The sequence below is a fragment of the Streptomyces sp. STR69 genome (assembly GCF_024519455.1).
GTDB lineage: Bacteria > Actinomycetota > Actinomycetes > Streptomycetales > Streptomycetaceae > Streptomyces.
On the sequence record NZ_JALJRY010000033.1, the window covers coordinates 74,514 to 88,004 of the forward strand.

The 13,491-nt window shown below is 69.0% G+C and carries 12 protein-coding genes and 1 pseudogene; 4 read left to right on the top strand and 9 right to left on the bottom strand.

Translation table 11 applies throughout. From position 1 onward, the window contains the following. Positions 1-18: 18 nt before the first annotated feature. A complete protein-coding gene (locus OC490_RS40910) occupies positions 19-1,656 on the top strand; it encodes a threonine/serine exporter ThrE family protein (protein ID WP_262063117.1) in 1,638 nt (545 codons plus the stop codon). Between the two features lie 104 nt (positions 1,657-1,760). On the opposite strand, the gene OC490_RS40915 is transcribed toward OC490_RS40910, so the two are convergent. Next, positions 1,761-2,654 (bottom strand): DedA family protein, encoded by an 894-nt coding sequence (locus OC490_RS40915; protein ID WP_410099243.1) that lies wholly within the window; start codon positions 2,652-2,654, stop codon positions 1,761-1,763. Between the two features lie 144 nt (positions 2,655-2,798). On the opposite strand from OC490_RS40915, the gene OC490_RS40920 reads away from it, so the two are divergent. Beyond that, complete coding sequence (locus OC490_RS40920) at positions 2,799-3,164, top strand: YbjQ family protein (RefSeq protein WP_043685301.1); 366 nt, start codon at positions 2,799-2,801, stop codon at positions 3,162-3,164. 47 nt (positions 3,165-3,211) lie between these two features. Here the strand turns inward: OC490_RS40920 and OC490_RS40925 are convergent. From OC490_RS40925 to OC490_RS40935, 3 genes and pseudogenes are all read right to left on the bottom strand, one after another. After that, positions 3,212-4,503, bottom strand: a pseudogene (locus OC490_RS40925) (IS701 family transposase). A 78-nt stretch (positions 4,504-4,581) separates the two neighbouring features. Further along, a complete protein-coding gene (locus OC490_RS40930) occupies positions 4,582-4,998 on the bottom strand; it encodes a DUF5958 family protein (protein ID WP_262063119.1) in 417 nt (138 codons plus the stop codon). Between the two features lie 78 nt (positions 4,999-5,076). After that, entirely contained in the window at positions 5,077-5,859 is a 783-nt protein-coding gene (locus OC490_RS40935; RefSeq protein WP_262063120.1) for a MerR family transcriptional regulator, read from the bottom strand. A 124-nt stretch (positions 5,860-5,983) separates the two neighbouring features. Here OC490_RS40935 and OC490_RS40940 point away from each other — a divergent pair, with 124 nt between their 5' ends. After that, positions 5,984-7,267 (top strand): ion channel protein, encoded by a 1,284-nt coding sequence (locus OC490_RS40940; protein ID WP_262063121.1) that lies wholly within the window; start codon positions 5,984-5,986, stop codon positions 7,265-7,267. A 42-nt stretch (positions 7,268-7,309) separates the two neighbouring features. Continuing rightward, positions 7,310-8,716 carry a glutamate decarboxylase gene (locus tag OC490_RS40945; protein WP_262063122.1) on the top strand — a complete coding sequence of 469 codons (1,407 nt, stop codon included), beginning with the start codon at positions 7,310-7,312 and terminating at the stop codon, positions 8,714-8,716. Between the two features lie 58 nt (positions 8,717-8,774). Here OC490_RS40945 and OC490_RS40950 read toward each other — a convergent pair whose 3' ends face one another. The 5 genes from OC490_RS40950 to OC490_RS40970 form a co-directional block, all read right to left on the bottom strand. Then, positions 8,775-9,536 carry an ABC transporter permease gene (locus OC490_RS40950; protein WP_262063123.1) on the bottom strand — a complete coding sequence of 254 codons (762 nt, stop codon included), beginning with the start codon at positions 9,534-9,536 and terminating at the stop codon, positions 8,775-8,777. After that, the gene (locus tag OC490_RS40955; RefSeq protein ID WP_262063124.1) at positions 9,533-10,555 is read right to left on the bottom strand and encodes an ATP-binding cassette domain-containing protein; all 1,023 of its coding nucleotides are present in this window, start codon (positions 10,553-10,555) and stop codon (positions 9,533-9,535) included. The genes OC490_RS40950 and OC490_RS40955 overlap by 4 nt, the downstream gene beginning before the upstream one ends. Before the next feature lie 84 nt (positions 10,556-10,639). Further along, the gene (locus tag OC490_RS40960; RefSeq protein ID WP_262063125.1) at positions 10,640-11,281 is read right to left on the bottom strand and encodes a PadR family transcriptional regulator; all 642 of its coding nucleotides are present in this window, start codon (positions 11,279-11,281) and stop codon (positions 10,640-10,642) included. Between the two features lie 24 nt (positions 11,282-11,305). Next, positions 11,306-11,854 (bottom strand): DinB family protein, encoded by a 549-nt coding sequence (locus tag OC490_RS40965; protein WP_262063126.1) that lies wholly within the window; start codon positions 11,852-11,854, stop codon positions 11,306-11,308. Between the two features lie 130 nt (positions 11,855-11,984). After that, entirely contained in the window at positions 11,985-13,445 is a 1,461-nt protein-coding gene (locus OC490_RS40970) for an aldehyde dehydrogenase family protein (RefSeq protein ID WP_262063127.1), read from the bottom strand. Positions 13,446-13,491: the final 46 nt, after the last annotated feature.

A 13,491-nucleotide genomic window follows, 5' to 3' on the forward strand; every position in this document is an offset into this window, starting at 1 on the left:
TACAGGGAGTGCTACGGAGTGACGGAAGCGGAGGACCGCAAGCCGCAGTCGGACGAGGCCAAGAGCGCGTTCACGGCGCCCTCGGGCGTCACGGCGGCTGACGGGGAATCGTCCACGACGTCCGAGTTCGCCGTTCCGCAAGGGCTCGACGTGACGGCACCGACCGCCGACGAGTCCGAGGGATCGGCGTTCAGTCCGCCCAGCACCTACAGCGCCAGAGAGGCGCCGCCCGCCTTCACCCCGCCGACCGGGATTCCCCTCGTCAGCCTCACCAAGGACGTGCCCTGGCAGGACCGGATGCGCACGATGCTGCGCATGCCGGTGACCGAGCGGCCCGCGCCGGAGCCGGTGCAGAAGCCGGACGACAGCGGCCCCGCCGTACCGCGCGTGCTCGATCTGACGCTCCGCATCGGCGAGTTGCTGCTCGCGGGCGGGGAGGGCGCGGAGGACGTCGAGGCGGCGATGTTCGCGGTCTGCCGCTCCTACGGCCTCGACCGCTGCGAGCCGACGGTCACCTTCACCCTGCTGTCGATCTCTTATCAGCCCTCCCTGGTCGACGATCCGGTCACCGCGTCCCGGACCGTACGGCGACGGGGCACCGACTACACGCGGCTCGCGGCCGTGTTCCGCCTGGTCCAGGACCTCAGCGACCCGGAGACGGCACTCTCCCTGGAGGACGCCTACCGGCGGCTCGCGGAGATGCGCCGCAACCGGCACCCGTACCCCGGCTGGGTGCTGACCGGGGCCAGTGGGCTGCTCGCGGGCGCCGCCTCCGTACTCGTCGGCGGTGACATCGTCGTGTTCTTCGCCGCCGCGCTCGGCGCGATGCTCGGCGACCGGCTGGCGTGGCTGTGCGCGGGGCGCGGGCTGCCGGAGTTCTACCAGTTCACGGTCGCCGCGATGCCGCCCGCCGCGATAGGAGTCGCCCTCACGGTCGCGGACGTCGATGTGAAGGCCTCCGCGGTCATCACCGGCGGGCTGTTCGCGCTGCTGCCCGGGCGGGCCCTGGTGGCGGGCGTACAGGACGGACTGACCGGCTTCTACATCACCGCGGCGGCCCGGCTCCTGGAGGTCATGTACTTCTTCGTCGGCATCGTGGCCGGCGTGCTGACCGTCCTGTACTTCGGCGTGAAGTTCGACGCCCAGCTCAACCCGGACGTGGCCCTGGGCAACTCCAATCGCCCCCTGTGGCAGATCGGCGCGTCCGTCCTGCTGTCCCTGACCTTCGCCGTCCTGCTCCAGCAGGAACGATCCACCGTCCTGCTCGTGTCCCTCAACGGGGGCGTCGCCTGGACGGTCTACGGCGCGATGCACTACGCCGCCAAGATCTCGCCGGTCGCCTCTACGGCCGTCGCGGCGGGGCTCGTTGGACTCTTCGGGCAGCTGCTGTCCCGGTACCGGTTCGCGTCGGCGCTGCCGTACACGACCGCGGCGATCGGGCCCCTGTTGCCAGGGTCGGCCACGTATTTCGGGTTGCTGGCAATCGCTCAGAACGAGGTCGACAAGGGGCTGGTGTCGTTGGCCACGGCGGCATCGCTCGCGATGGCCATCGCGATCGGTGTCAATCTGGGGTCGGAGATCTCGCGGTTGTTTCTGCGGGTGCCGGGGGCGTCCGCGGGGGCTCGGCGGGCCGCCAAGCGGACTCGGGGGTTCTGAGCGCCTAGTAGCGCGGGGAGCCTCGTGCGCTGGCGGGTGCGGGTCCGTTGTGGCTGGTCGCGCAGTTCCCCGCTCCCCTTTCGGGCGCGTTGCAGCTGGGTCTGCTAGTAGCCCTGGTTCTGGTTGTCGTACGGCGGGTACTGCTGGTTGCCGTACTGCTGATTGCCGTACGGCTGCTGCTGGTACGTCTGCTGCTGTTGGGGCTGGGCGTAGTACTGGTCGTAACCGTTGTTCTGGTCGTAGCCGTTGTTTTGCTGCTGGGGCTGCGGCTGGGGCTCGTCGATGCGGCGGAGTTGCGTCGTCGAGTCGTCCATGATGACCGGGAACGGCTGGGTCGCGGCCGGGTCGGCAGGCTGCTCTTCGCGCCCCTGGGGGGCCTTCTTCGCCTTGGAGCGGGCGCGCAGGAACTCGATGATGATCGGGACCACGGAGACGAAGACGATCAGGATCAGGATCGCTTCGATGTTCTTGTGGACGAAGTCGATGTTGCCGAGCCAGGAGCCGAGCAGGGTCACGCCCGCGCCCCACAGGACGCCACCGATGATGTTGAACGTGAGGAACGAGCGGTACTTCATGCCGCTGACGCCGGCGATGATCGGCGTGAAGGTGCGCACGATGGGCACGAAGCGGGCCAGGACCAGGGACTTGGGGCCGTACTTCTCGAAGAACTCGTGCGCCTTGACCACGTTCTCCTGCTTGAAGAGGCGTGAGTCCGGGCGGCTGAAGAGCGAGGGGCCGACCTTCTTGCCGAAGACGTAGCCCGCCTGGTCGCCGAGGATCGCGGCGACGCAGATCAGCGCCACGGCCGCCCACAGCGGGAAGTCCAGGGTCCCTGCGGTGATCAGCAGGCCGCAGGTGAACAGCAGCGAGTCACCCGGCAGGAAGAACCCGATGAGCAGGCCGGACTCCGCGAAGACCACGAGCAGGAGGCCCCAGATCCCGAACCGGTCGAGCATGGTGTTCGGGTCGAGCCAGCTCGGGCCGAGGGCGAGCGTCATCACGGTTCCGGGCTCCTGAGGGGTGGAGGGATACGGCGTCGTCCAGGCAAGGCCGCACAAAGCTATCAACGCAATGTGTCCGCCCCAGGTTCCACCGGTGTCTCCAGGATGCACTGTGCGCCGCATAGGACAAAGCTGTGAGCCATGGGTATCGACGAATACGGCGGCGGCCAGGGGCCGCAGGCCGATGTGCTGGTCGTCACGACGAACGACGTTCCGGGGTACCGGGTCGAGCAGGTGATCGGCGAGGTGTTCGGGCTGACCGTGCGCTCACGGCATCTCGGCAGCCAGATCGGCGCCGGTCTGAAGTCGATGGTCGGCGGTGAACTGAAGGGGCTCACCAAGACCCTTGTGCAGACCAGGAACCAGGCCATGGAGCGGCTCATCGAGCAGGCACGCGCGCGTGGCGCCAACGGCGTCCTGGCGTTCCGTTTCGACGTGACCGAGGCGGCGGACGTGGGCACCGAGGTGTGCGCCTACGGGACGGCGGTGGTGCTGGCCCGGGTGTAACGAGTGCTCCCGGCACTCCTCCTAGTACTCCAGTGCGACTTCGTGATCTACGTCTCTGAGCTGCTGGTGAGTCGTCGTCGGTAGTGGCAGCGTCTGGCCTGTGCTTGGTGGAGTCTGCGCCAGATCGACCAGGCCAACAGGCTGCCGGAAGGTGCGGTCGGCCGCCTGAAGAATGTGGCGATGAGGTGACGTATCTCCGGGATGGTCAGGTCGATCGGGTCACTGCTGCGGACTGGACGGTCCGGGTCCGTGGTGCCCGGGTTGGGCTTCGCGCTGACGGCGACAGCGGTGAGGAAGGCCAGTGCGAGCATGGCCAGGGTGATGTGGCGGTGCCAGGAGGTCCAGTGACGGACCTGGTAGTGGTCCAGGCCGACCTGGCCTTTTGCGGCTTGGAAGCACTCCTCGATGCACCACCTGATCCCAGCGACGCGCACGAGCGCGGACAGCGCCACCTCGCCTGGTGACCAGCACAGGTAGAAGGCGAGTTCGCCGGTTGCGGGGTTGCGGGGTTGCGGCGGATCAACAGGCACCGGTTCCTGTCGGCGCCGGTCTGCACCCACGCCCAGTCGTAGTAGCGCGGGCCCTTCGCTCCGGCGCCGGCGCTCTGCCGGTGCCAGGCGTCCCGGGGCAGGGTGGCAGCCACACCGTCGGCCCGCGCCACCGTGCGGTCCTGGTTGATCCGCACCCTGGTGGTGCAGGCGACCGCCAGGACGTAGCCGATCCCGCGCGCCTCCAAGGCGGAGCGAAGCTGGGGGTCCTGGCCGTAGACCTCGTCTCCCGTCACCCAGGAGGAGGCGCACCCGGCGTCCAGGGCCGCTTCGATCATCTGGAGGGCCAGGCGGGGCTTGGTGGCGAACTCGACCTGCTCGGGAACGCCGGAGCCCGACCGGAGCTCGGGATCCCGGCACCAGGTGTGCTCAGGGAGGTAGAGCCGACGGTCGATCAGGGCCCGTCCCCGCGACGACGCGTAGGCGAGGAACACTCCGACCTGGGCATTTTCGATCCGTCCGGCAGTGCCGGTGTACTGCCGCTGCACGCCCGCCGAATGGAGGCCCTTCTTCAAGAACCCCGTCTCGTCCACGACCAGCACACCGTCATCGCCGAAGTGGTCCAGCACGTAGGAACGGACCTCGTCGCGCACCTCGTCGGCGTCCCAGCGTGAGCTTCGCAGCAGTCGCTGCATCGCGCCGGGGCGGGCATGGCCGGCTTCCTCGGCCAACTGCCAGCAGTTCTTGCGTTCGACGCCGGACAGTAGTCCGAGGACGAACGCCCGTGCCGTCGCCCTCGGTTCCACTCGTCGGAAACGGCCCGCGATGCGAGCCATGGCCTGGTCGAACATCACCCGCCAGCGGGCCGGGTCTACGCTTTGGCCCGCGGCCATCGCACCATCTTCAGAAGTCCACACAACCTCTGATGATCACGCGGTGGCCGCTTCCGTACCGGCCCCTGCCGCCAACTGGTGCCAGGCATGGCTGCATCCGCCGGCGCAGAACCGCTCCCGGCGGCGCTTGTCCGCCACCCCCAGCAGCGCGACCAGCAACCGAAACGCCTTCACGCGTTCGTCCTGCGGCAGATTGATGATCTTTGTGAGCTGCCCGGCCAACTGCCCACGCGTGATCAGCACCGCCGGGGTGTGCGTCGGCCGGATACCGGCGACTCGCACGCTCTCGGGCCCGTCCTCCACCGTCGCGCGCGCCTGAATGCAGTGTCCGCCCAGATCCCGAAGGACTTCAAACTGGTCCTCGGAGGGCAGGGCTTCGAACCACTCGACACCCTGCCCGAGCGGGCGCAGCCCCTGCGCGAGTTCGTTCAACATGACCGTGCGCTCGTCCATCCGCCCACCTCCGCGACTCGGCTGAGGCCCATAGACCCCGTGGGTCATCGAACCAGATCGCGAAGTATGACTGGAGTACTAGGAGGAGTGCCGGGACGCGTTCGCCAGGATCGCGTCCCTGAGGTGTTCGGCCAGACCCGGGGCCATGGAGTCGTAGAACGCCTTGAAGCGCTCGTCGGAGACGTACATCCCGGCGAGGCAGACGTGCATCTCGTAGGAGCACGCGTAGAACCAGCGGTCGATGTGGAGCCTGTGTTCCTCGGCCAGGTCCAGGGCCTCCTCGGCGGTGGGTGGTTGGCCGACGGTCACCAGGGTGGCGTAGCGCTCGCTCCAGTCGTCGACCTCGGCCTGGAGTCGTTTCCAGTCGGCCTTGGTGTAGCGGGCGGCCCGGCGCTGCGACTCGGCATAGGAGTCGGTGCCGCCCCAGCGCTGTTCGGCCTCTTCGGCGTACTGCTCGGGGTCCTTGTCGCCGAAGACCTCGAAGCGTTCCTCGGGGGTGAGGTTGATGCCCATAGTGCGTGCCTCCATGGCGTGTTCCACGGCCTCGGCCATCTTCTGGAGCTTCTCGATCCGGGCGGTCAGCAGCTCGTGCTGCCGGCGCAGGTGTGCGCGCGGGTCCGTCTCCGGGTCGTCGAGCAGGGCCGCGACCTCGTCGAGCGGGAAGCCGAGTTCCCGGTAGAACAGGATCTGCTGCAGCCGGTCGAGGTCCGCGTCGCCGTAGCGCCGGTGGCCCGCGTGGCTGCGCCCGCTCGGGACGAGCAGGCCGATGTCGTCGTAGTGGTGCAGCGTTCGCACGGTGACCCCGGCGAACCCGGCGACCTGCCCCACGGAGTAGGAGTCCTGTCCTACGGAGTGGCTCATTTCCGCTCCTTTCTCTGTCGCGCTCCACGGTGGGGCCTCACGCCACGTGAGGTGCAAGCCTTCACGCTCCCCAGACGTTCGACCTCAAGATGTTGGGTCCGTTTTGCCCGCTTATGGTGAGCGCGTGGCCCAGGACAGCGCGCAACAGGCACCCGTTGCCCCTACGACCCCGGCGCGCGCCCTGCTGCCGTTGATCGTCCCCGCCCTGGTCGTGGGCGTGCTCGCGAGTCTGCTCTTCCTCGGGGTGAGCGAGGCGGCGGAGCGGCTCCAGCACGTGCTGTGGAAGAACCTGCCCGACGCGCTCGGCATCGGCCGCTACTCGGTGCTGTGGATGCTCGTCATGCTGACGGCGACCAGCATCGTGGTCGGCATCGTGGTGTGGAAGGTGCCCGGTCACGCCGGTCCCGATCCGGCCACGACCGGCCTGGAGGCCGTACCGCTGCCGCCCAGGGTGCTGCCGGGCCTGCTGCTGGCGACCGCGCTGATGCTCGCGGGCGGACCGAGTCTCGGCCCGGAGAACCCGATCATCGCCGTGAACGTGGGACTCGCCCTGTGGGCCGGACGCAGGCTTGCACCCCGGGTGCCGGGCGGGGTGTGGGGTGCGCTGGCCGAGTCGGCGACGATCGGGGCGCTGTTCGGGACGCCGGTCGCGGCGGCCCTGCTCATCTCGGAGGCGCTGGCCGGCCGGAACACCAAAGGCGCCCTCTGGGACAACGTGTTCGCGCCGCTCGCCGCGGCCGGGGCGGGCGCCATGACGACCACCCTGGTGGCCCACCCGAGCTTCGACCTGCACCTGCCCGCGTTCGGCAGACCGGGATGGGGCGATCTGCTCGCAGCCCTCGTACTGGCACCACTGGCCGCACTGCTCGGAATGACGGCGGTCTACCTCTTCCCATACGTCCACGGCGCCTTCTCCCGCCTCCGACACCCCATGCTGGCGCTTCCGGCCGGCGGACTGGTCCTGGGCCTTCTGGCAGCCGTGGGCGGCCATCTGACGCTCTTCAAGGGACTGGACGAGGTCGGGGCACTCGCAGCGGATCCCGAGGGCTGGTCGGCCGGACGGTTCGCGACGATGACGGCGGTGAAGCTGGCCGCGCTGGTGGTCGCCGCGTCCTGCGGCTTCCGGGGCGGCCGGATCTTCCCGTCGGTGTTCATCGGCACCGCGTTCGGCCTCTTCGCCCACGCGGTCGTGCCCGCGGTGGATCCAGCACTCGCCGTCGCCGCAGGCGTGCTGGGCATGCTCCTCGCGATCACCCGGCAGGGCTGGGTGAGCCTGTTCACGGCCGCCGTCCTGGTGGCCTCGCCGGCGATCCTCGCCCTGCTCTGCATCGCCTCGCTGCCCGCCTGGCTGCTGGTGACCGGGCGACCGCAGATGCAGTTGCGCCCGGACGGAACTCCGGTCCGCTGATACCCGTTGATCCTTTTGATTCTTTCCGCAGGAGGCACGAGCATGCCGTTGCACAAAGGTCCCGAGCAGCCCGACGAACGCCCCATGTCGGTGAACCCCTTCTACGGGGAGGCCAATCCGGTCGGCGGCATGACCGAGGCGCCCCCCAAGCACCGCCTCCCGGACGCGCCGCTGCCGCCGATGACGGCGGCTCAACTCGTGCACGACGAGCTGATGTTGGACGGCAACTCCCGCCTCAACCTGGCGACTTTCGTCACCACCTGGATGGAGCCGGAAGCCGGCGTCCTGATGGCGGAGTGCCGGGACAAGAACATGATCGACAAGGACGAGTACCCACGCACGGCCGAGCTGGAAAAGCGCTGCGTGGCGATGCTCGCCGACCTGTGGAACGCCCCGGACCCGTCGGCCGCCGTCGGCTGTTCGACGACCGGTTCCAGCGAGGCCTGCATGCTCGCCGGCATGGCCCTGAAGCGCCGCTGGATGCAACGGAACAAGGACCGCTACCCGGCCGCCCGCCCGAACCTGGTGATGGGTATCAACGTCCAGGTCTGCTGGGAGAAGTTCTGCAACTTCTGGGAGGTCGAGGCCCGCCAGGTCCCCATGGAGGGCGACCGCTTCCACCTCGACCCACAAGCAGCGGCCGAGCTGTGCGACGAGAACACGATCGGCGTCGTCGGCATCCTCGGCTCCACCTTCGACGGCTCCTACGAACCGATCGCCGACCTGTGCGCCGCCCTGGACGCACTCCAGGAGCGCACGGGCCTCGACATCCCGGTACACGTGGACGGCGCGTCCGGCGCCATGGTCGCCCCCTTCCTGGACGAGGACCTGGTCTGGGACTTCCGCCTCCCGCGCGTGGCCTCGATCAACACCTCGGGCCACAAATACGGCCTGGTCTACCCGGGCGTCGGCTGGGCCCTGTGGCGCGACAAGGAGGCCCTCCCCGAGGAACTCGTCTTCCGCGTCAACTACTTGGGCGGCGACATGCCCACCTTCGCCCTCAACTTCTCCCGCCCCGGCGCCCAAGTAGTGGCCCAGTACTACACGTTCCTCCGCCTCGGCCGAGAGGGCTACCGAGCCGTACAACAGTCGACCCGCAACGTGGCCCAAGGCCTGGCAGACCACATCGAGGCCCTGGGCGACTTCAAACTCCTCACCCGGGGCGACGAGTTGCCGGTCTTCGCCTTCACCACCGCCCCCCACGTCCAGGCCTACGACGTGTTCGACGTCTCCCGCCGCCTCCGGGAACGCGGCTGGCTGGTCCCGGCCTACACCTTCCCGGCAAACCGCGAGGACCTCTCAGTCCTCCGCATCGTCTGCCGCAACGGCTTCTCGGCGGACCTGGCGGAACTCTTCCTGGACGACCTGACGCAACTACTCCCCCAACTACGGAACCAGCCGTACCCCCTGACCCGCGACAAGGGAGCGGCAACGGGCTTCCACCACTGAGGAGACAAGGCCGCCCCGGCCCGCCACCGACCCACGACGAACCACAGGCGAAGCCGGCTCACCCCCCAAGCGCCCGAAACCGCCGCACCGCAAGCGGAAAGAACACCGCGAGCAGCGCCAGCGGCCACACCACGGCCGCCCACACATGCCCCGCTTCCCCGCCGGGACCACCGAAGAGATGGCGTACGGCCGTGGCGGTCTGGGACATCGGATTCCACTGGACGACCGTGCCCAGCCACCCCGGCATGGCAGCAGGCGTGGCGAGCGCGTTGGACAGGAACCCGACCGGCCAGACCAGGATCTGCACGGCCTGCACCAGTTCGGGCCGGCCCGCCACCAGCGCCAGTTGAATCCCGACCCACAACATGGCGAACCGAAAAAGCAAAAGCAGCCCTACGGCACCCAGAAAGCCCCCGGGACCGCTCTGAGGCCGCCAGCCGAGCGCCAGCCCGACCCCGATCAGCACGCCCAGCCCGATCGCCGACTGAAGCATGTCCGCGGCCGAACGCCCCACCAGGACCGCTTCATCGGCCATCGGCATCGACCGGAAGCGGTCGATCACCCCCTTGTTGAGGTCCTGCGTGACGGCGACCATCGTGCCCTCCAGGCCGAAGGCCATGGTCAGCGCGAGCATCCCGGGAACCAGGTAGTCGACGTAGGCACCCTCGACCGCCCGGCCACCGCCGATCAGATAGCCGAACATCAGCAGCAGCATCACCGGGAAGACAAGACTCACCACGACCTGCACGGGCTGCCGCGCCCAGTGGGCGAGTTCACGCCGGGTCATGGTCCAGGAATCGGTAAGGGCGTAGGCGCTCACACTGCCTCCTTCACGTTCGTACGGTCGTCGTCTTCCGCTCCCGTGAGGTGCAGGAACACCTCGTCCAGCGTCGGCCGCCGCAGCGCGATGTCCTCGGCGTCGATCCCGGCCTCCTCCAGGGCCCGTACGACCCCGGAGAGCGCCGTCATCCGGTCGGTGACCGGAGCGCTGAGCAGTCGGCGGTCCGTGTCGACCCGGATGTCGGCCGCGGGGAGCGGCAACAGGGCCACGGCGGCGCCCAGTTGGCCCGCGTCGCGCAGGACGACGTCGATGCGGTCGCCGCCCGTGCGGGACTTCAGCTCGTCCGGGGTGCCGTCGGCGATGACCCGCCCCCGGTCGACCACCGAGATGCGGTGGGCGAGTTGGTCGGCCTCCTCCAGGTACTGGGTGGTAAGCAGGACCGTCGTCCCGCCGCCGACCAGGGAGCGGACCGCCGTCCACACCTCGGCCCGCCCGCGTGGGTCGAGGCCGGTCGTCGGTTCGTCCAGAAAGAGGATCTCCGGGTCGGTGACGAGCGAGGCGGCGAGGTCCAGGCGGCGGCGCATGCCCCCGCTGTAGGCGCGGACGGGTTTGCGGCCGGTGTCGGCGAGGCCGAAGCGCTCCAGGAGTTCATCGGCGCGCACGCGCGCGAGGCGGGCGCCGAGGTGGTGGAGGCGGGCGAACATCTCCAGGTTCTGCCGGCCGCCCAACTCCTCGTCGAGGGCCGCGTGCTGGCCGAGCAGCCCGATACGGAAGCGGACCGCGCGGGCCTCGGTCAGCACGTCGTGCCCGGCCACCTCGACGCGGCCGGAGTCGGGCCGCAGCAGGGTGGACAGGATGCGGACCAGGGTGGTCTTGCCCGCGCCGTTGGGCCCGAGCACACCGTGCACGGTGCCGCGCGCCACCTGGAGATCGAGCCCGTCGAGCGCCTTCTTGGCACCCTTGGCCGTCTCCCCGTCCCTGGCCGTCTTCGCGTCCTTGGCCTTCTTGCCGCCGTATGTCTTGTGTGCGTCCTCGACGGTGATCGCCGTGTCGGCCACGTGAGCACTCCCTTGCTAGTCAAGTTTGACTACTTACTCGAAGGCGTCGAAGGTAACGCCGTCGAGCGCATTAGTCAAACTTGATTAGCGGGCATCCCCGGGATGCCGTTCCCCCGTCGCGTACGGGTTCTCCACACCGTCCGCCAGGATGCCGACGAAGGGCTCGCCCTCTCCCACGAAGGTGTACGCCCCGCCCTCGATGCGGTCGATCAGCCCCTGGGTCCACGCGGCCTCGGCGTCGGCCGTGTGGATCCAGAGGTTCATGATCTCGCCGATGTGGCCCAGCAGTTCGGGGCCGTCCTCGGGGATGTAGTGCTCGGTGACCGAGGCGCGCCACTGGGCGATGCCCCGGGTGCGTTCCTTGAGCAGGGCCACCGCCTCGGCCCTCGGCAGCTCGACGACGAAGCCGATGGCGGCGGACTTGACGTCCATCTGCTGGTCGTACGACGTCAGCGCCTCGCGCAGCAGCCGGAAGAACTCCTCGGTGCCCCAGTCGGTGATCTCGTACTCGGTGCGGGGCGGACCCCCGGCCGTGGACGGCGCGACCTCGTGGGCGTGCAGCAGTCCCTGCTTGGCCAGTTGCTTGAGCGCGTGGTAGATCGAGCCGGGCTTGGCGTTGGACCACTCGTGCGCGCCCCAGTATTCGAGGTCGTTGCGCACCTGGTAGCCGTGGGCCCGCCCGTGCTGGCGCACCGCGCCGAGCACGAGGAGACGGATCGCTGACATGGGCCCAGCGTAGGACCCGGCAGGTCAGCCCCAGCTGCTGCCCTGCTCCTTCGCGACCAGCTCGTACGCCGTGGCCCCGTCGAGGGACTCGCGGATGATGTCGGCGTGGCCGGCGTGCCGGGCCGTCTCTCGGATCAGGTGCAGACAGAGCCAGCGCACGGAGACACGGCCCTCGGGCGGGAACCATGGGTCGTTCGGGAGCGGGAAGGTGTCGTCGAGGCTGGGCACCGAACGAACGTAGGCCTCGGTCTCGGCGGCGACCTTCTCCCAGTAGGCGAGCTGCGACTCGACGGTCTCCCTGTCGACGAGCTGGAACGTCTCGTGCCAGTTGGTCTGGTCCCGCTGGATGGCCGGCGGCTCCTGCTTGGCCCGCGCGATCCAGGACTGCTCGACCTCGGCGACATGCTTGAGCAGACCGGAGAGGGAGAGCCCACTCGCGCTGGGCTTACTGGCAGCCTGCTCCTCCGTCAGTCCGAGCAGCGCCCGGCGGACACCACCCCGCTGCTCCTCGATGAACGCGAGCAGCGCCCCGCGCTCGTCGCCCCGCCCCTCTGCCGCTACATGCGTGACCATGACCGTCGCCTTTCGCCGGTGCCGGCGGGGAGCCCGTCTCCCTGCCCGACACCGACGAAGCTACGGGCCATTGAGGTCAGGTTCCGTCCTCAATGGCCCGGCTCACGGCGACGCACTCAGGAAAGACGGATCAGAACGGGAACCCGCTCCGCCCGTGCTGCACCGAGATCCACTTCAGGGTGGTGAACGCGTCCAGCATCGTGTCGCCGTTGAGGCGGCCGAGGCCGGAGGACTTCTCGCCGCCGAAGGGGACGATCGGCTCGTCGTGGACAGTGCCGTCGTTGACGTGGAACATGCCCGTGTCGATCTGCTTGGCGAAGTTGACGCCCCGCTCGATGTCACCGGTGTGCACCGCGCCGCTCAGGCCGTACGGCGTGTCGTTGACGATGCTCACCGCCTCCTCCTCGCCGTCGAACGGGATGAGGAAGGCGATGGGTCCGAAGACCTCCTGGCGGAGCAGTTCCGAGTCGGCGGGGAGGCCGGTGAGGACCGAGGGCGCGACCAGGTTGTCGGTGGTCGTGCCGTGGACCAGGGCCGTCGCGCCTTCCGCGATCGCCTGCTCGACGACACCCGAAAGGGCGTCCGCCTGCGAGGAGTTGATGACCGGGCCGATCACGGTCTGCGGGTCGCGAGGGTCGCCGACCTTGAGGGACTTGACCTTGGCGACGAACTTCTCGGTGAACTCGGGGGCGATCGAACGGTCGACGAGGACCCGGTTCGCGGCCATGCAGACCTGGCCCTGGTGGACGTAGCGGCTGAAGACCGCCGCGTCGACCGCGTAGTCGATGTCGGCGTCGTCGAGGACCACGAGGGCGCTGTTGCCGCCGAGTTCGAGCACCGAGCGCTTGAACTGCGAGGCGCAGACGGTCGCGACGTGGCGGCCGACCTTGTCGGAGCCGGTGAAGGAGATGACCTTCGGGATCGGGTGCTCGATGAACGCGTCGCCGATCTCCGCGATGTCGGTGATCACGACGTTGAGCAGACCGCCCGGCAGACCCGCGTCCTCGAAGATCTTCGCGACCAGGGAACCGCCCACGATCGGGGTGTTCTGGTGCGGCTTGAGGACCACGCCGTTGCCCAACGCCAATGCGGGGGCTACCGACTTGAGGGAGAGCAGCAGCGGGAAGTTGAAGGGGCTGATCACGCCGACCACGCCCACCGGGACGCTGTAGACGCGGTTCTCCTTGCCGTCGACCGGCGAGGGGATGATCCGGCCCTCGGGCCGCAGCGCGAGATGGACCGCCTCGCGCAGGAACTCCTTGACGAGGTGCAGTTCGAAGCCGGCCTTCAGGAACGTGCCGCCGAGTTCGGCGACGATCACCTCGGCGATCTCCTGCTCGCGGTCCTCGATGATCCGCAGGGCCTTCTCGAACACGGCGCGGCGGGCGTAGGGGTTGGTCGCGGCCCACTTCTTCTGGGCACGGGCGGCGGCCTTGTACGCCTCGTCGACCTCGTCGATCGTGGCGATCGTGATCGACGCCAGCTTCTCGCCGTCGTACGGGTTGAAGTCGATGATGTCCCAGGAGCCGGTGCCCGGGCGCCATTCACCGTCGATGTACTGCTGAGCCAGGTCGGTGAAGTAGGACGACATGTGTGATCCCTCAATCGCTAGCAGACACGATCAACAGCAGACCCGA